The following is an 18190-nucleotide window of genomic DNA, read 5'->3' on the forward strand; positions in this document are numbered from 1 at the left end:
AGGAAGGAAGGAGGAAGAAGGAAGAATGAAGGAGGAAGAAGCCATAAGTCGTATCATGTCGGGTTGATTTACCTTGGTTCCCAGGCTCCAGGAATACATATGTGGAGGCTCTGCCTCCCCTTACCAATTACCAACTACCAATTACGATGTCTAAATATTATGTATTTTTTACCAGAAATATCTTACCGCAACCCAATGTAGCGAGCTTAGTTCAAGTTGCACACTCTGCAAATGCCGCAGCAAATCTCGGTTTACCAGCAGTTTTGGTATATCTCCGCAAAGGCTGGAGTGCTTTGAATCCGGTTGATTTGCTTTTTCCTTTTCAACCCAGGAAACCAGATGACAAACTTGCCAATATTTACAATATTCAAGATAAATTAAAAGTAGCAGATTTACCGATGCCGTGGCCGATCGACCGTTGGCACAGCAAGTGGACGAGTTCCAGTACGATCGTCTCAAAATACTACTTACCGATTCACCTGCTTAAATCTACTAAAATTGTCCACACCCGCGACTGGAACTTTGTCAAAGCAGCAGTTAAAAATGGAATTCCCGCTATCTACGAACAGCACCACCACGACGAAAAAATTTTTGAACCAGAAATCGTTTGCCATCCTCTGTTTCAAATTGCTGTAACTGTTGCCGATACTGTCCGAGAAAGCATGATTAAGAATGGGATGCCACCGGAAAAAGTAATTACGCTGCACAACGGTTTTAACCTTTTGTTTCTCGCGAGACAAACAGAAGCAGCTCAGAATTGGCGACAGCAGTTATTAACAGATGACAGACAGCATTTAGCAGTTTATGCGGGCGGACTTTACCCGTTTAAAGGTGTGGATATGTTGGTGGATGTGGCTCAGGAATTGCCGCTGGTTCAATTTGCGATCGCCGGTGGCGATTCATCCCAAGTAACAGCCTACCAGCAGTTAGCCAAATCCAAGCAAGTTAACAACATTAAATTTCTCGGCTACCTGCCTCAAAATCAACTAGCTAGCTTGCTGCAAGCAGCCGATGTTTTGACTCACCCACACTGTTTGACAGAGGCGGCGACGTTCACATCTCCTTTAAAATTCTTTGATTACATGGCATCGGGAACTCCGATTGTAGCGACGGAGATTGCATCTTTAATGGAATTTAAATCGGGAAATATAGCAGCAACTTGGTGCGAACCGGATCAGCCATATGAATTTGCAAAAAGCATTCAAGCTTGTTTAACCAAATATCCGAGAAAAATAGAAGGTTATGCAGAAACATTTAATTTTATCAAGCAATTCTCATGGGAAAATAGGATAGAGAGAATTTTAAGTTACGTGGATGAGCAAGTGCGATATCCGATAATTCAAAATTCCATAGGGGCGGGTTTTACCAACAATCATCGCCTCAAATAAACAATCTCATAAACCCGCCCTGCCCAACGCACAAACCAGATTTATTATTAGTAGGGGCGGGTTTTACCAACAATCATCGCCTCAAATTAATAATCTCATAAACCCGCCCCGCCCACACGCAAAAACCAGATTTATTATTAGATATGAACCAAAAAATCATGGGCACAATCACCACCTACCCAGGTATGGACCAAAGCGACTGGCTGTGGCAACAAACCCCCCACAACTTCGGCAAATGGGGAAAGATTCAAATGCTCGCCAACCACCCAGAACCAGACTTTTTACTCATGTATCAATTCGACTTTCCCAAACCTTCCAAAAATCTATCCTGGATCGACAAAATTCGCCGTCTAAGCCCCCAAAATCCCGAAAATGACATCCAAGAAAAATTGCGCGGTGTCCCCAAGGAACGCATAATTTACCTAATCCGCGAACCGCCATTACCAGAAGTTATTGGAATTACCAGAGCCAATTACGAACAAGCCAAACTTTATTGTGGTTACGTTTCCGGGCCCGACGATTTCGCCCCAAAACCCGATTATATGCCCGCGATTTGGTATCACTCTAACTCGTTTCGAGAACTCGATGAGATGCCTGCGCCGCCGAAAACTAAATCCTGTTCTTGGATTACTTCAGGTGTTAGCCGCAGCGCCAATCACCGCCACAGATTAGATTTTATCAAATTGCTACAATCACAAGAATTGGATTTTGACCTTTACGGGCGAAACTTGCCAACTTGGGCGCACGGCAACGGCACTATGAACAATAAATGGCACGCTGTCGCACCATACTATTACAACTTAGCTATTGAAAATTATGCCGAAAACGATTGGTATGTCAGCGAGAAGCTTTGGGATGCTTTGTTAGCTTGGTGTTTGCCGATTTATTACGGCGGTTCGGCGGCGGATAAATTGTTGCCGGCGGGGAGTTTTCTGAGGCTGCCGAGTTTGGATGAGAAAGGAGTAGAATTTATTAAAGAGGTTACTGCGAGTGCGGATTATTGGCATGAAGCGAGGGAAAAAATTGCCGAAGCCCGACAAATAGTTCTCCACGAATTAAACTTGCTCAATTGGCTGTCTAACTTTGCATCTTAGGAAATAGCGCCATGACAGAAAACCAAAATCAACTACAAAACTATTTGCCTACCTTTGAGTTTGATGTGATAACAGTAAATTTTGAACCACAAGAAAACAGTCGCCACCGTCATTCAGCTCACTTCTTCCCCGAAGACTTAGGGAACGAAATTGTACTGGAAATGGTATCGATTCCCGGCGGCACATTTATGATGGGTTTCCCCAGCAGCGAAACAGGACAATATTATTACATAGGTCCGCAGCATCGAGTCACCATACCCGCTTTTTATGCAGCCAAATATCCTATCACCCAAGCACAGTGGCAATCAGTAATGGGAAACAATCCATCGAAGTTCAAAGGTGAAAAACGTCCTGTTGAATTTGTATCGTGGGATGATGCCGTCGACTTCTGTGGCAAACTGTCGGAAAAAACCGGGAGAAAATATCGCCTTCTGAGTGAAGCAGAATGGGAATACGCCTGTCGTGCCGATACAACAACCGCATTTCATTTTGGGGAATACATTACCACGGAAATAGCCAACTATGACGCAAGCGACCCCTGCGGATATACACCCGGAGGACTTTATCGCAAAGAAACAACAGATGTAGGGAGTTTTCCTCCGAATCCGTTTGGATTGTACGATATGCACGGCAATGTTTCGGAGTGGTGCAGCGATAGGTGGAACCAAGACTATAACGGCGCACCAACTGACGGAAGTTCCTGGGAAACTGGCAAAGATGATTACCGGGTGCTCCGTGGCGGTTGCTGGGTCAGTGAGTATATCGGTTGCCGTTCTGCCTCTCGCGGCGCTTCCTCGGCGGGCGATAGGTCTAGTGTTGGGGGTTTTCGCGTAGCGATGGCGTCGCTTTCTCCCTCGTCTTAGTTTTCCCCCGATGACTGTTTTTTACCCTTTAAATGATTCGGCGGTTGAAACCGCAACGACACAAACAAAGTCCGCCTTCGCGAGACTATAGATATGAATGGAATTTGCACGCTAGCCAACGATACAGTTTACGATCAACTAATTGCCTTGCTCAACAGTATTGAAGTTATCTTAGGCTCAAATACTCCTGTCTGTATTTATCCTTTCGACGAGCAGATAGAGCAAATTAAAGCTGAAATTGTTCACCGTCCCAACGTCTTTATTTATGAAGATAGCGCATCAATTCAACGATGGGACAACTTCATGCAAACAGCCGCACCAGAGCGTTTGAACCGCAAAAAATTCCGGCTTTACGGCGCACACCGGCGCTTTTGCGCTTTCGAGGGCCCGTTTGAAAAGTTTATCTATATGGATGCGGATACTTTGGTGATGAATTCCCTTGATGCGGTTTTCCAGAAGTTAGAAGAAGCGGATTTTGTGGTTTATGATTTTCAATTCTGCAACCCCACTAAAGTATACAATATTCAGTCAGCAAAACTGCTCGAAATTTTTGAGCCAAATCGCATCGAATCAGAAATATTTTGTTCGGGATTTTACGCCAGCAAGCAAGGATTGTTTGAGCAAGATACTAGAGAATGGCTGTTAGCTCAACTGCAATCGGGCGATGCGGAAATTCTCTATGAAGGTGCGGGAGAACAGCCGTTGCTCAATTATATGGTGATGAAAACGGGGATGAATAGCTATAATTTTGCTTACAGTCTCCCGGATGGCGAAAAAACTGGGTGCAGCGTCACTTCCAAACATTTTGAAGAGCAAGATTGGATTTTGTACGATAAGGGAAACCGACTTACTTACATTCATTATATTGGCGTGCCGCCGGATTTAATTCGGAGAGTTTGTGTGGGCGAAAATATTGAGTTTCCCTATCGCGATTTGTTTCTGCATTACCGCTATCTCCGCGAACCCTCCAAGCGTCCGATTTTTGCCCAAGCGCCAAAGTCTTATACTGAGGTTTCTGGGGCGAATTTGTTAACCAGGGTATTGAGAAGGTTGAGGATAACTTTATGAATCGCGGTATTTATATTGTTGCGAATGATAAGGTGATCGAAAGTGCGATCGCCCTTTTAAATAGCATACGTCTGTACAATTGTCAAGTACCAATTTTTATGATTCCCTTCGACGACAATTATCAGCAAGTCGCAGCCGCACTCAGCAGTCTCCACGACGTGCGATTGTTCCCAAATCTGGAGTTTGTGGAACAGTTTACCAGGGAAATTGGCCAAACGTTCGATCGCAACTTTTTAGCCCTCCCCAACAAAATACGAAAACTCGCCACCTGGTTTGGCCCCCTCGACGAATTTCTGTACATCGATACCGATATCATCGTCTTTGAAGACATCGCAGCCAACTTAAACAAACTATCAGAAGTAGACTTTTTTTGCTGCGACTACCACCACCTCAGCGAAAAACTGCGAAATGTATTTTCACCTGCTGTACAACAACAGAATATCTTTACCGACTCCCAGCTTCAAGATGTATTCAACAGCGGTTTTTGGGCATCCAGAAAAGGAACTATTACAGAATCACAAATGTATGAGATTTTGCGAGAATGTTCGCAGCATCGAGAATATTTTGACTTTACTCAAAATGTCACAGATCAACCTCTACTAAATTATATCATTCTTAAGCTGATTCCCAAGCGCTGTAATCTTGTTAAAGATTCAGCAACCGAACCAGGAAGCTGGGCTGGTTCCAAGCATTTTCAAGAAATAGATTATGTTCTTTATGACAAAGGCAAAAGGTTAAAATATATTCACTGGGCTGGAATACCAATTAAATCCGGTAGTCCTTATTGGAACCTGTGGAAACATTATCGTTATCTCAATGAGGAACCACCAAATTTAGTGCAAAAAATATTTCGCTCTTTGCATGGTGTGTTGAGCGCTGTTATAATATGCGATATTGTATGGTGTGTTGGGCGCTGTTATAATATTTGATAAAGCCGAGATATCTGCCAGGAGTCCAGGCACCTTGGGCGAGAATTTCGGTGCATTGGGCGCTGTTTTGATATTCGATAAATTCGATAAAGCCGAGATGATCCCCCAGTGCCCAACACACCCTAGCGGAATATTTGGCAAAGGACTTAAAAAGCTTAAAAATTATGACAAATGGTATTTATATTCTAGCAAACGATGTGGTTTTCGACCACTTAGTCGCTTTGTTAAACAGTCTCGAAGTCAATGGGGCAAAAGATATTCCCGTTTGTATCATTCCCTATGATGATAGACTGAAAAAAGTGCGAGGAGAAATTGCAATTCGTCCTAATGTCACCCTCTTTGACAACACCGATTCAATTCATTTCTGGGAAGACTTTGCAACTCAAGCTTGGACATCTCACGCCAAAGCTCAAAAAGTTTGGCAAGCTAAAGGTTTGAAATCAGTTCACTGTTTGACCAGGCATCGGAAATTATGCTGTTTTGACGGGCCTTTTGACAAATTTGTATATTTTGACGCGGACACTCTGTTAATGGGTTGTCTGGATTATATTTATCAAAAACTAGATCGAGTTGATTGGGTAGCAAACGATTTTCAATACAAATCAGACCTCAACTATGTATTTGACTTATCCTCAGAGAAATTGCCACATATTTTTAATATAGACCAACTGCCATCTCATACTTTTTGTACAGGTTTGTTTGCTTCAAAAAAAGAAATATTTAATAGAGAAAATTCAGTCCAACTGTTAGATAAGTTAATATCAGGAGAAGCGGAAACTATGTGCTTGAGTGCATCTGACCAATCTTTACTTAACTATTTAGTCGCCCGCAGCAAAATCTCTTTTTACAACTTTGCATATGCTCAACCCGAACAGGTAACGGGAAATCATTGGTCTTCTCAATTTGATGTGATAGATAATGTTTTATATGATAAAGGACGGCGGCTTACTTATTTGCATTACATGAGTATTGCGGCTGCAAAAATTAATCAATTGTGTGCTGGTGAAGATGTTGAAATTCCCTACCGAGATGTATTTCTGCACTACCGCTATTTGAAGTTGCCGGAAAAATGCCCCAAACTCAAATCCCCAAGTTTGCTAGTGCGCGGATACAGAAATGCCAAAACCTTTGTCAGGCAAAAAAATATCAACTTTAGGTATAGATTGGCAAATACAGAAATGAATATTTTGCGAAAAGCGGGCAGAAAAATTCGCAGTTTACAACTCGAAAATAAAGTTTACCAACAGTATTACAAAATTATGATGGACTTGCGGACAAGCCTTCTAGGCGTTCGCTTAATTTCAATTCGGCGTCCGTCTGTGGCTAACAGAAGTAAAATATCTCTAGCTATTACCCATTTTAACCGTTCTAGTTTGGTTGTAGGTGCATTGTGCAATGCTTTGTATGACGATCGTATTGATGATATTATTATTTACGATGATGCTTCCTCTCCCGAAGAGTTTTCTAGGATGCAAGCAAATATAGCAAACTTGTCACCTAAGATTTCTATCCGCAGAGGTGAGCAAAATTTTGGTGCGTATAAAAGCAAAATTATGGCTATTTCCCACTGCAAAAATGAGTGGGCAATTATTCTTGACTCTGACAATGCCTTGAGCGAAACTTATGTCGATAGACTCTACCACATAACTGCATGGAATCCTAAACTAATTTACTGTCCGACATCCGCCAATCCCTACTTTAATTTTAAATTATATTCTGAGACAGAAATCAATCTTGAAAAAGCACGAGAATTAATTCTAAATAATCCCAATCCTAAATTATTTCGCAATTTTATTAATGATGGCAACTACTTCGTCAATGTACAGAAATACCTGGATTGTGCCGAGGATAATCAAGATATTTGCGTGCAAGCTTCCGATGTCGCCGCTTTCAATTATTTGTGGTTGAAAAGTGGCGGCAGCTTGTATGCGGTGAGTAATTTAAGTTATTATCATCGGCAACATTCAGGCAGTTATTGGCTCAGTACAATGACTGATTCTAAAAAAGTTTTAAATAAAATTATCGAAGCCATTACTAATCACAAAAACTGCGATTTTTTCTAAAAATTAATGGTATAATCGCAGCATTTCAATTACAGAGAAACCTCAAAAGTTGGGTAATTCAAAAAATTAACAATGTTCAATTTAAGTTGCGGAATTTCTGGGATAGATAGCATCTAACTGTACTCTAACTGTACACAGACTGAATCCACTCCCATTCGCGCCTTAAACCTTCTTCTAAAGCAACCTGTGGCTGATAACCTAAGATTTTCTGGGCTTTAGACACATCCGCGCTAGTGTGCCGCGCGTCTCCCCTCGCAGCTTCGGTAAAATCTATCCGAATAGGTCGATCGACAATCCTTTGTATTGTATCAATAACTTCTTTTAAAACTACCCGACTTCCCCCACCAATATTAAAAACTTCCCCCGCAGCTTCCGCAACCTCAGCCGCCGCTAAATTCGCCGTCACGCAATCGCTGATAAACGTAAAATCCCGCGTTTGCAATCCGTCGCCGAAAATTGAAATCGCCTCGTCAAACAAAATCGACTTAAAAAACTTGTGAAAAGCCATATCGGGGCGCTGTCTGGGCCCGTAAACGGTAAAATAGCGCAGCGAAGTAGTCGGAAGACCAAAATTTTTGTAATAAAGCCCGCACAAACGTTCACCAGCTAATTTCGTAATTCCGTAGGGAGAAACTGGCTGGGGACAAGCGTTTTCATTCGTGGGAAAAGATTCAGCATTGCCGTAAATTGAAGAAGAAGAAGCATAGACAAACTTTTTCAATCTGGGCGCATCTTTTGCCGCTTCTAACAATACTTGAGTGCTGTTAATATTGCGTTCGGTATAGCTGCGAAAACCGTCGCCCCAGCTAGCACGAACTCCTGCTTGCGCCGCCTGATGAAATATTACCTTAGCATCGGATAAAAGCGATCGCCAATTTAGAGACAAAATATCGCCTTCCACCAATTCAAAACCCGGATACTTTTCAAATCGTGCAATATTTTTTCGCTTGAGAGCCGGATCGTAATAATCGTTGAACTCATCAACACCAATCACCGTCTCGCCTCTATTTAAAAGAGTTTCTACTAAGTTAGATCCAATAAATCCCGCCGCGCCCGTAACAATTAAAATACTCATTCGATTTTAGATTTTAGATTTTAGATTGTAAAAAAAATACACAAATTATTGCCTAAGCTGTCATCTTCTTCTTTCTCTTCCTCTGCGTTCTCTGCGTTCTCTGCGGTTCAAAAAGCATCAAATTAGGATAATCCTCGATCACTATCAACCCCCTTGCTTCTCACAAAAGAGGTTGATAGTTAACTTTCATTGTTCAAAAGAATCTAAATCCAGTGCTTGGGAACCTCCGCGTTCTAACTCGATCAAAAGCTTACCTAACTGAGTCCAAACTAGCCAGCCTGTGAGTAGCGTCAGTGGCAAAGCTAGGGCATAACACAGTAGTTTTGGGAAGCCAAAAATCTCCATTCCAGAAGCTAAAAATACGCAAATACCGCCAGCCATTCCCAGAAAAGGTATGACCAATTGCAGCCTTGGCAGGTTAGCCAAGGTGCGAGTAGAACGATTTTTAGACCACTGTTGTACGGATTGTTTGAGAGTTGCTTCAAATGCTACACCGGAGGCCATCCCTGCTAGCAGTCCAGCCGACATTAAAAAATAGGGAGGTTCTGGAAAATAATACACGAATAATTCCTTAATTTGGGTAATTGGAAATGGGAATTGGAAATTGGGCATTGGGCATTGGGCATTGGGCATTGGCTATGGGGAATTAGTTATTAGAACCCACAACTAACAAGCAACAAATAACCAATGACTAATGACTAATGACCAATGACTAATGACTAAAATCGAGTTAGCGCGGCTGCTCCTGCTGTGGAAAACTCCGTCAAAGCGCCTAGAGCAACGTTGAAAAGGCGACCGGGCTGCAAATCTTCCTTGACTAAGTTCCACAGGCTGCGAACTTCTTCGGTGTGGATTCGATCGTCCTCAATCAAAGCTAACATTAGCTGGCGTCTCAAAAACGACCCTTCCTCTGACAGCAAAAATTGCAAGCCTAGTTGTGCTGTGGGGAGCAAGTCGAAACTACGATCGGATCTGGCGATCGCGATCATGTCCTCTAACCTGTTCCACTGGAATTTGCCATCTTTGAATAATACCTCAATCAGACGCCGCCGCAGTGCCGGAGATTCTCCATTCAACAAACGCCGCGCTACATAAGGATACGCTACCTCGACTATCTTGAAATTCGGATTCAGCGTCAGGGCCAAACCTTCTTCTGTCACCAGAGAGCGAATAATTAAGGCAAATTTCGCCGGCACCCGGAAAGGATAATCGTACATCAACTCCGAAAACTGGTCTGTAATCGTCTTGAAGTTAAAATCTGACACCTTTTCCCCGACGATATCACCCAGTACAGATTCCAACGCCGGGACGATCGGCATAATATCTGTATCTGGCGTTAAAAAGCCAAGTTTGACAAAATCCTTGGCTAATTGTAAGTAATCTTTGTTGATCAAATGAACGACAGAATCAACCAAAGTTTCTTTAGTTGTTTCTTCCATCTGATCCATCATCCCAAAATCAATGTAAGCCATGCGGCCGTCCGCTAAGGCAAACAGATTTCCCGGATGGGGGTCAGCATGAAAAAATCCATGTTCCAGCAACTGTCGCAAACCGCTGCGGACTCCGACTTCAATTAAACTATCGGTATCCAAACCTGCGGCTTTAACACTTGCCATATCTGTCAGCTTGATGCCGTCAATCCATTCAAGAGTCAGAACGCAATTTGAAGTATAACGCCAGTAAATGCTCGGAACTTTTACTGTCGGGTCGTCGGCAAAATTTGTAGCAAATTTCTCGGCGTTGCGTCCTTCATTGATATAATCAATTTCCTCGAACAATTTGATACCGAATTCATCGACTATTAAACAAAGGTCGTGACCGAGATTCAGCGGCAACAAGGGGCCCAACCATCCAGCGGCCCAGCGCATTAAGTAAAGGTCAAGGCTCAAGACTGGCAGCAAATTCGGTCGCTGCACCTTGACTGCTACTGCTTCCCCGGTGAGGAGGCGAGCTCGGTAGACTTGACCGAGACTTGCCGCGGCGACAGGTTCGGGAGAGATTTCGCTATAGGTTTCGCTAATTTTGCGATCGAGTTCCGCTTCAATAATCTCGAAAGCGCGCACCGAGTCAAACGGTGGCAATTGATCCTGAAGTTTGATCAATTCTTCGAGAAAGTCTTTGCGGATCAAATCTGGTCTGGTAGAAAGGGCTTGACCGACTTTAATGAAAGTGGGGCCCAAGCGAGTGAGTATTTGTCGCAGGTGGGCGGCCCGTTCCGGCTGGTGTGCTGCGACTTCGTGCTGCCAACTGTCCCACAGCATCCCCAGCACAAAGCCCGCAAAAGACCAAATAACGGTAATTGCGCGCCAAATTGCTTTCCAAGGACGGTTGCGGTAATACTGAGCGATCGCTTGTGGATCGTAGCGTCTAGCCTGAGTGAATTGATACTGAGGCACTCGTTTATTTTCCTCTTATCTTCTGAAAATTACAGGTTAAATTGAGAATTGGGAATTGGGCATCGGGCATCGGGCATCGGGCATCGGGCATCGGGCATCGGGCATCGGGCATCGGGGATGGAAGTCGAAAGTTCAAATATTATTTATTCTTTCTTCTTCGTTCTTCCTTCTTCGTTCTTCCCTCTTCCCTCTTCCTTCTTCCTTCTTCATCATTGACCGATCGCACTGCAAGTTTTAGGCGAGCGGAAAATGCACCCGTTCGAGGCGGATTGCTAGCCTAAATTTGTTTCTTTTCATTAAATATAGTACATAAAAGTACAAGTGATCGGTCAAAATACTTAACAGCTCTCCCTCAACCCTGCACATTCTCACAGCACTGCAACCCTGCAATTCTTTTCTCCTCCTGCATTTCCCTCGCTGATGCCATCGCGCCAAAGCTACCGGATGCGATCGGCCTTTGCCAAGCAATCTTTCAGACCATAAATCGTCCGCTCTTGTTGATCCCTCGACAGTTCCGGGAACATCGGCAAAGACAAGACTTCGCGACAAACTTGCTCAGCCTTTGGCAATTGACCGGCAGCATAGCCCAAAGATTTGTAAACAGGTTGCAGGTGCAAAGGTAACGGATAGTAAACCATCGAACCGATGCCAGCTTCCTGCAACTGAGCCCGCATCCAATCTCGAAAATCGCCAGAGGGATTTTGCGCGTTTTCTGGACTTGTCAGCCGGATCGTGTATTGATTCCAAACTCCTTTTGCGAATGGCAATTCTTTGGGGACGGCAACTCCGGGCACGCGGGAGAGAAATTCGCTGTAAAGTGTGGCGTGAGAACGTCGCTGGGCGTTCCAACTGTCGAGATACCGCAATTTAATGCTGAGAATCACCGCTTGCAGGGCATCTAAACGGCTGTTGTAGCCGATTTCTTCGTAGAAATACCTAGAAGACTGTCCGTGTTCTTTGAGCACTCGCATCGAAGCTGCCAGGGCAGGATCATTTGTCGTCACCGCGCCACCGTCACCGCAAGCGCCTAAGTTTTTGGTTGGATAAAAACTGAAGCAGCCGACATGACCAATGCTGCCGACTTTTCGAGACTGCCACTCGGCCCCGACAGATTGGGCGCAATCTTCAATTACGGCTAAATTGTGCCGAGTCGCAATTTCCATCAACCGAGTCATGTCTACCGGTTGGCCGAAGATGTGCACTGGCATAATTGCCTTGGTTTTGTCGGTAATTGCCGCTTCGAGGAGTTCGACATCCAGATTAAAAGTCTCGCTGTCAATATCGACAAATACTGGAGTCGCACCGACGGCGCTAATTGTCTCAGCGGAAGCAAAAAAGGTAAAAGGAGTGGTAATCACTTCATCGCCAGGGCCAATTTTGAGAGCTCGCAAAGCCAAAATCAGGGCATCGGTGCCGGAGTTGCAGCCCACGCACTCGGAAACGCCGATGTAGTCGGCGAACTCTCGTTCAAAACTCTTTACGGCTGGGCCGCCTACGTAGCCGCCAGAGGCAAGCACTTTTTGCACTGCAGCGGTTATCTCGTCGCCAATCTGCGCGTATTGGCGGGTTAAGTCGAGGGGGGGAACATTATTCACTCTTCACACCATAAATTTCAAGCATTATCAAAGCAAATTCTTGCAGCAAAACTGTTTCTCAGAAACCTTTATTGCAATATCTTATATTTGGACAGGCAAACAATCACATTATCGAAAGGGTGGGCCGGTGTTAATTCTGCTAGATTTGACAGATTTGGGTTGGGCTTTGGGGATGGTGGCGATCGCGATCGGGCTTTCGGCGTGGCAGGGATTGGGGCTGGAGGGGGCGATCGCGATCGCGGCGGGGCGCACCCTGATCCAGCTAATCTTAGTCGGATACGTGCTCGCAGTCGTATTTGACCCGGAGGGGAAAAATCCTTGGCTGGTTTTAGCAGTTTTAGCAATCATGCTGACAACAGCTAGCATGGTTGCCAGCAACCGCATCAGCAAAAAAATCAAGAACTTACTGCCCTTAGTTTGGGGTTCAATTTTTATCAGTACAGCCTTGACTCTCGCCTATACAAACTTGCTAATTTTGCAGCCGGACCCTTGGTACGAACCGCAATACCTGATTCCCTTAGCGGGTATGATTTTGGGCAATGCGATGAACTCCGGGGCGATCGCCGGGGAAAGACTTGTCAGTACAGTTAATAGCAGCCAGTTAGAAATAGAAACCCATTTAAGTTTAGGTTCGACGCCGCAGCAAGCAGTAAAGCAGTACCGCAAAGACGCGATCAAAGCTGGATTAATCCCGCTCTTAAATACAATGACAGTGGTAGGAATCGTAACTTTACCAGGGATGATGACAGGTCAAATGCTGAGCGGTGTCCGTCCTCTAGATGCAGCATCTTACCAGATTTTGATTATGTTTGTGTTAGCGCTGGCAACTGTAATTGCAACTCTGCTTTTGACTGAGGGATTGTCCCGGAAGTTTTTTAATCAAGATGCACAATTGATCAAATGGTAATTGGGCATTGGTAATTGGGCATTGGTAATTGGGCATTGGGCATTGATAATTGGTAATATAACGTAGGTAGGAATTTGCATTTAGCCTTATTTTATTGAACAGGCTTTCCGGCCTGTTCCGCACAGAGTGAGTTATCTTGTGGGGTGAGCCGAATAGCCCGCCCCAGTCATCACTAAGGAGAATAGCCATGATTCAAATAGCAAGTAAACCGCTAACTTTTGAAGAATTTGCGGAATGGAAGCCCGAAAATGCACGTTATGAACTGCACAATGGAGAGATTGTTGAAATGTCACAGCTATTAGGAGAGCATGAAGAAGTTATCAGTTTTTTAGGTTCAGAGTTAAATGCTGAGTCCAGAAGGCGAAAACTTCCGTACATTTTCCCCAAACAAGCCTTAGTTAAAAATATCGAAAACCTCTCTGCTTATTCTCCAGATATTTTGATATTAAACCGCCCAAATTTAGCATCAGAACCTCTGTGGCAAAAGTTCTCAACTGTGACTCAAGGCGCATCAATTCCGCTCGTTGTTGAAGTCGTTAGCACGAATTGGCAAAATGACTACATCAGGAAAGTGGGCGAATATGAACTAATCGGAATTCCCGAATATTGGATTGTGGATTATCTCGGTTTGGGTGGCCGCAGGTTTATCGGGAATCCCAAGCAACCGACTATTTCGATTTATCAGTTGGTTGATGGTGAGTATGAAGTTAGTCAATTTCGGGGAGATGAGACAATCGAGTCGCCCACTTTTCCGGAGTTGAAATTAACGGCGCAACAAGTTTTTCAAGCTGGATTGACTACGGATGAAATTGCTGGCGATGCGTGAGTGTAAATATTTTGATCGTTCAGACAGATTTTTTGCCCTCACGCACCCTACAACTACAACTACTTTGGTTCGTGACTCCCAATCCGCTTGCCTTCACCATCGTACACCTGCATCGGGATTTTGGCGTTTTCGGCGATCGCCTCCAAAGCTTTTTGCAACGTTTGAACGTGCTTTTCTACAGCTTGGCGAGACTTCACAGCATTGTTGTTGTTTGCTTGAATGAAAGTTTGTTGCAATTTCTGCACGTAACCGGGAGTCATCTGCACCGCAATCAAATCTTTGCTAACAGTATAGTCGCAAATCTTGGGGTTGCCTTTGCAAGTTCTATCTAAATCGGTGCGGGCTTTTTGCAGGTTCCTTTCTTCCTGCAACTTTACTTCTGCTTGCTGCAAAGAAGTTTTGTAGGAAGCAATCAGCGGTTGGACTTTCTGGGAATATGCAGTTGCTGCCGGCACTTGCTCCGCGTAACTCAAAGCTCTTCGCCAGGATTCTGATGCTTTAAACCAGGCGTTTTTGCCCTCAAAAATTTGAGCTTCCGCTGCTAAAGTCACAGCTTGAGTATACGCATTTTCCGAAATTCCTTCGACATTTTTGCGCTCGCGAGCTTCTGAAAGTTTGGTTTCGTATTTGGGAACTAGCAGTTTAGCTTGTTGGTAAGATGTCGTATTCGTGGGAATTTCTGATAGGATTTCGAGGGATTCTTCCCAACCTGATTGCACTTGATCCCAAGTCTCGGCGGTCTGAGCTACGGCTTCGCGAGCTTCTGCTATTTGGGCTCTACTTTTGGCGGCGAGCAGCGTTTTTTCCGCTTTTTTCTCTGTGCTTAACTGCCGATTTCCAGTTGCTACATTCTTCCGGTATTCCTTCGCTTTTCTCTGAGCAAACGGATAAACTGGACTGTCTGTGGGGATTTCTCGGAGTTCGGCGATCGCACTTTGCCACAGAGCTTGCGCTTCCTGCCCGTTCTCAGCCGAATAAGGCGGATTTTGGGTTTTTTGGGCTGCTGACTGTGCGAGGCGCGCTGCATCGATCGCAGAGTTTAAATTCTGATTTTGCTTCCGATAGCTTTCCAGAGCGCTTTGAGCTTCACCGCGATGAATTGACCAGGAGGGAATCGGTTCCAAAAGGGCGATCGCCTGTTTTAACTGTCGCTGGGCTTCTTGGGGACTGTTGGCAACTTTTGACGTTTTTAGAGTCTTCGTCGAATTCTCGCTCAACTGTTTGGCATTAGCTAAAGCACTACATCCTCCGATGACGCAGGGCCGACTCAGCATATAATAACCGCCTGCCAAAACTAGCGCGGCGACACTGATAATTCCTGCAGCAGCCAGCATCGCAAACGGTGAATGCTTGGGTTTTTGGGCAACTGTTACCGCTTCCATATCCAGCGGATTGAAGGGATTGTCTCCAATATCTGCCGGGATTGCAGCTACCCTAAAGGCGATCGGATCGGAATTGCTGGAACTTTCAGACAAATTGGGGAAATATTCTTCATCCCACGCATCTTTCCCATCTGTTTCTAACGGTATTTCCTCCTGTACATCTGCCGTCTCGGCAACATTTTCTGTTAAGACTATCCCGGTTTCTTCTGCGGGGATATTCTCGGTTTTTTTGAACAACTGCACTGTTTTTGGTCTTGACAAAACAGGGTTGTGCATGGTAAAAGAATGGAAAGCATAAGGCTGTTTTTGCCCGGTAATTTTTAGGCAAAGTCCAATCTGTTGAATAGATTCTGGTTCTATTTCAAGAATTGCTGCTTCTAGCACCGCAAAAGTCGGTTTGGCTTTGAGAACTAAACTGCGCGGGTGTTCTCCCACAACCGTTAAAGATTCATCTCGAAAATCGCAACTAATATAAAGCGGTAAGTTTTTAAATCCGGCTGCTTGCAAGTGTTGCTGCAATTTTACTTCTAGAATTTGTGCGTTGCTTTGTCGCGTTGCTATTGTCATATTTTTTCCTCTGTCTGATCTCACCACTTGCGATTTTAGATTGGGAATTTTAGATATTAGATTGGAGAACAGTCGGCTTTTTTGATTTGTTTGAACTTGAGCACCGATTCGTTCCAATTCTTAACTCTAAAAATTAAAGTTGCAACAAAATCTTAACTCTCAAATCTCAGCTTGCAAAGCCTGTCCATAACTTTCGCTGTAATAAACTTGAGTCACGTCAAAACGTCCGCCATATTGTTTGAAAGGTTCTGCTGCATAACCAAGCGGCAGCAAACAGCAAACATCTACTTCTTCCGGAATTTGAAAGGCTTCTTTCACCTTAGCGCTGACAAAACCTTCCATCGGACAACTATCTAGCCCAAAACTTTTAGCTGCAATCATTAAGTGAGCTACGGCGAGCATTGTATGTCTGTTTGTCCAAGTTTCTAGGGAATCGAAGCAGGGACGGTTCTCGAATAATTGCGGGATTGCTTGTCGCATATAACCGGCTAAATTGTCATTCATTGCGCCTGCTGCTTTGCCCAATTCGATGACGGCTTCGGTATTTTCGGGGCCGGCGGCGCGTCGATCGCCACAGCAAATTAATACTGTTGGGGCTTCTACCACTTGGCGCTGATCGAAGGCGCAAGCTTTTAATTTTTGTTTGCTGGCTGGGTCTTGAAGTACGATAAACCGCCAAGGCTGCAAGTTGTAACCAGAGGGCGATCGCACTCCCAACCGCAAAATCTCTGCCAATATGGCTGGGGGAATCGGATCGGGTTTGAAGCTGCGGGCGGCGCGGCGGCTTTCGATCGCCGTTTTAACATTAATTGAAGGTTGGATTTCAATTGTCATGGATAATTCTAATGGGTAATTGGTAATTGGGCATTGGGCATTGGGCATTGGGCATTGGGCATTGGGATTGGGCATGGGGATTGGTAACTTAAAAAAGTTGAATTGTTTTTCTTCCTTCTTCCTTCTTCCTTCTTCCCTCTGCCTTCTGCCTTCTTCCTTCTGCCTTCGTCATCCCAAGCCCAACTCGCGCTTGAGCAAATTAATCGACTTAGAGCCGATGTAATTTTCGGAGCATATCAGTTGCGGGGGACGAATAATATCTTCTCTAGCCGCATTGATGGCAGCTTTTACTGTAGCAAAACTCGGTTGGTCGCAAAAAATTGTTCTGGCCGATCGCACGATCGAGTTAATCTTGTACTCGTCTGACACCAAGGCCGTCATCACCAGCAAATCCTCTCCCCGGATGCTGTGGATGATGACTTCGGTCGATCGTAGCATTCCCGGACTCAGGCTGACGAGACCCAAATAACTGTCTTTGGGCAAACTCCCCACTAGCTGGATTTCCTGGCTGTAGTCGTAGATGTCTACGGGAATAACTCGCACAGAACGCGGTGCCGAAATCGATTCTGCTTCTCCGATAAAATATCGACTCGTGATCACAGTTCCTGAAGAGATTTGATCCAAAAAAGTACCTAGCTGTTCCATCGGCACTAACTGTATGGGAATGCGAAGAGCTTGTTCGAGTTCTTTCGCCATCAGTTCACCCACGCCGATGTCTTCTGTGGGGGCTGTGACGACGACGCGGGCGCTGCACCTGAGCCGCCAGTCAATTTCGGCCAAAAATAATTCCCTCGCTTGGTTGAGCGTACAGCCCTGTCCCAGCAGTTGATCGATACTTCCTTGCACTATTTTGTTGGCAAGGGGATATTCTTCGAGGATCGGAGATTTGAGTTTGTTGCCGTGTTCGTTGCCTAGGGCGCGGACGTAAATGCCCGATCCTGCTTGCGCTTCTACGAGTCCGGTATTTTCGAGCTGGCGGTATACTTTGCTGATGGTGTTGCGGTGCAAACCCGTCTGCATGGCTAGCTGTCTGGTGCTGGGCAAGCGGTGTCCGGGCGGAAATTGTCGCGAGGCGATCGCAAACCTGATTTGATTAAATAGTTGGGTGGATGCTGGAATATCGCTATCTGTTTGAATATGAAATTGAACCATTATTAAAGGCTCCGACGACTTCAACTTAGTATTTTTATAACGTCGAGTACC

15 protein-coding genes are annotated in these 18190 nt (G+C 44.8%); 8 read left to right on the top strand and 7 right to left on the bottom strand.

Annotation, left to right across the window (positions count from 1 at the left end; genetic code table 11):
- The first annotated feature begins 146 nt into the window (after positions 1–146).
- The 6 genes from QUA10_RS16170 to QUA10_RS16195 all read left to right on the top strand — a co-directional run bounded on the left by QUA10_RS16170 (position 147) and on the right by QUA10_RS16195 (position 7405).
- Positions 147–1388, top strand: a complete 1242-nt coding sequence (locus tag QUA10_RS16170; protein WP_333084845.1) for a glycosyltransferase — start codon at positions 147–149, stop codon at positions 1386–1388.
- A 143-nt stretch (positions 1389–1531) separates the two neighbouring features.
- Positions 1532–2482 carry a glycosyltransferase family 10 domain-containing protein gene (locus QUA10_RS16175; protein WP_333084843.1) on the top strand — a complete coding sequence of 317 codons (951 nt, stop codon included), beginning with the start codon at positions 1532–1534 and terminating at the stop codon, positions 2480–2482.
- Between the two features lie 11 nt (positions 2483–2493).
- On the top strand, positions 2494–3345 hold the full coding sequence (locus tag QUA10_RS16180; protein ID WP_333084842.1) for a formylglycine-generating enzyme family protein: 852 nt from the start codon (positions 2494–2496) through the stop codon (positions 3343–3345).
- Positions 3346–3438: 93 nt separating this feature from the next.
- Complete coding sequence (locus QUA10_RS16185) at positions 3439–4413, top strand: Npun_R2821/Npun_R2822 family protein (protein WP_333084841.1); 975 nt, start codon at positions 3439–3441, stop codon at positions 4411–4413.
- Entirely contained in the window at positions 4410–5342 is a 933-nt protein-coding gene (locus tag QUA10_RS16190; protein WP_333084840.1) for an Npun_R2821/Npun_R2822 family protein, read from the top strand. The genes QUA10_RS16185 and QUA10_RS16190 overlap by 4 nt, the downstream gene beginning before the upstream one ends.
- A 164-nt stretch (positions 5343–5506) precedes the next feature.
- A complete protein-coding gene (locus tag QUA10_RS16195; protein ID WP_333084839.1) occupies positions 5507–7405 on the top strand; it encodes an Npun_R2821/Npun_R2822 family protein in 1899 nt (632 codons plus the stop codon).
- Between the two features lie 124 nt (positions 7406–7529).
- Here QUA10_RS16195 and QUA10_RS16200 read toward each other — a convergent pair whose 3' ends face one another.
- The 4 genes from QUA10_RS16200 to QUA10_RS16215 all read right to left on the bottom strand — a co-directional run bounded on the left by QUA10_RS16200 (position 7530) and on the right by QUA10_RS16215 (position 12471).
- Positions 7530–8480, bottom strand: a complete 951-nt coding sequence (locus QUA10_RS16200; RefSeq protein ID WP_333084838.1) for an NAD-dependent epimerase/dehydratase family protein — start codon at positions 8478–8480, stop codon at positions 7530–7532.
- A 186-nt stretch (positions 8481–8666) separates the two neighbouring features.
- Positions 8667–9113 (bottom strand): hypothetical protein, encoded by a 447-nt coding sequence (locus tag QUA10_RS16205; protein WP_445304825.1) that lies wholly within the window; start codon positions 9111–9113, stop codon positions 8667–8669.
- Positions 9114–9199: 86 nt separating this feature from the next.
- The gene (locus tag QUA10_RS16210; RefSeq protein WP_333084837.1) at positions 9200–10876 is read right to left on the bottom strand and encodes an AarF/ABC1/UbiB kinase family protein; all 1677 of its coding nucleotides are present in this window, start codon (positions 10874–10876) and stop codon (positions 9200–9202) included.
- A 437-nt stretch (positions 10877–11313) separates the two neighbouring features.
- Positions 11314–12471 carry a DegT/DnrJ/EryC1/StrS family aminotransferase gene (locus QUA10_RS16215; RefSeq protein WP_333084836.1) on the bottom strand — a complete coding sequence of 386 codons (1158 nt, stop codon included), beginning with the start codon at positions 12469–12471 and terminating at the stop codon, positions 11314–11316.
- 127 nt (positions 12472–12598) lie between these two features.
- Between QUA10_RS16215 and QUA10_RS16220 the strand changes: the two genes are divergently transcribed.
- Positions 12599–13378, top strand: a complete 780-nt coding sequence (locus tag QUA10_RS16220) for an ABC transporter permease (protein ID WP_333084835.1) — start codon at positions 12599–12601, stop codon at positions 13376–13378.
- Between the two features lie 187 nt (positions 13379–13565).
- Entirely contained in the window at positions 13566–14204 is a 639-nt protein-coding gene (locus QUA10_RS16225) for a Uma2 family endonuclease (RefSeq protein WP_333084834.1), read from the top strand.
- Between the two features lie 59 nt (positions 14205–14263).
- Here QUA10_RS16225 and QUA10_RS16230 read toward each other — a convergent pair whose 3' ends face one another.
- The 3 genes from QUA10_RS16230 to QUA10_RS16240 form a co-directional block, all read right to left on the bottom strand.
- Positions 14264–16153, bottom strand: coding sequence for a hypothetical protein (locus tag QUA10_RS16230; RefSeq protein ID WP_333084833.1), 1890 nt, complete (start codon positions 16151–16153; stop codon positions 14264–14266).
- 159 nt (positions 16154–16312) lie between these two features.
- Positions 16313–16987 (bottom strand): nitroreductase family protein, encoded by a 675-nt coding sequence (locus QUA10_RS16235; RefSeq protein WP_333084832.1) that lies wholly within the window; start codon positions 16985–16987, stop codon positions 16313–16315.
- A 168-nt stretch (positions 16988–17155) separates the two neighbouring features.
- A complete protein-coding gene (locus tag QUA10_RS16240) occupies positions 17156–18139 on the bottom strand; it encodes a GntR family transcriptional regulator (protein ID WP_333084831.1) in 984 nt (327 codons plus the stop codon).
- Between the last annotated feature and the right edge of the window lie 51 nt (positions 18140–18190).

The sequence above is a fragment of the Microcoleus sp. Pol8_D6 genome (assembly GCF_036700965.1).
Lineage (GTDB): Bacteria > Cyanobacteriota > Cyanobacteriia > Cyanobacteriales > Microcoleaceae > Microcoleus.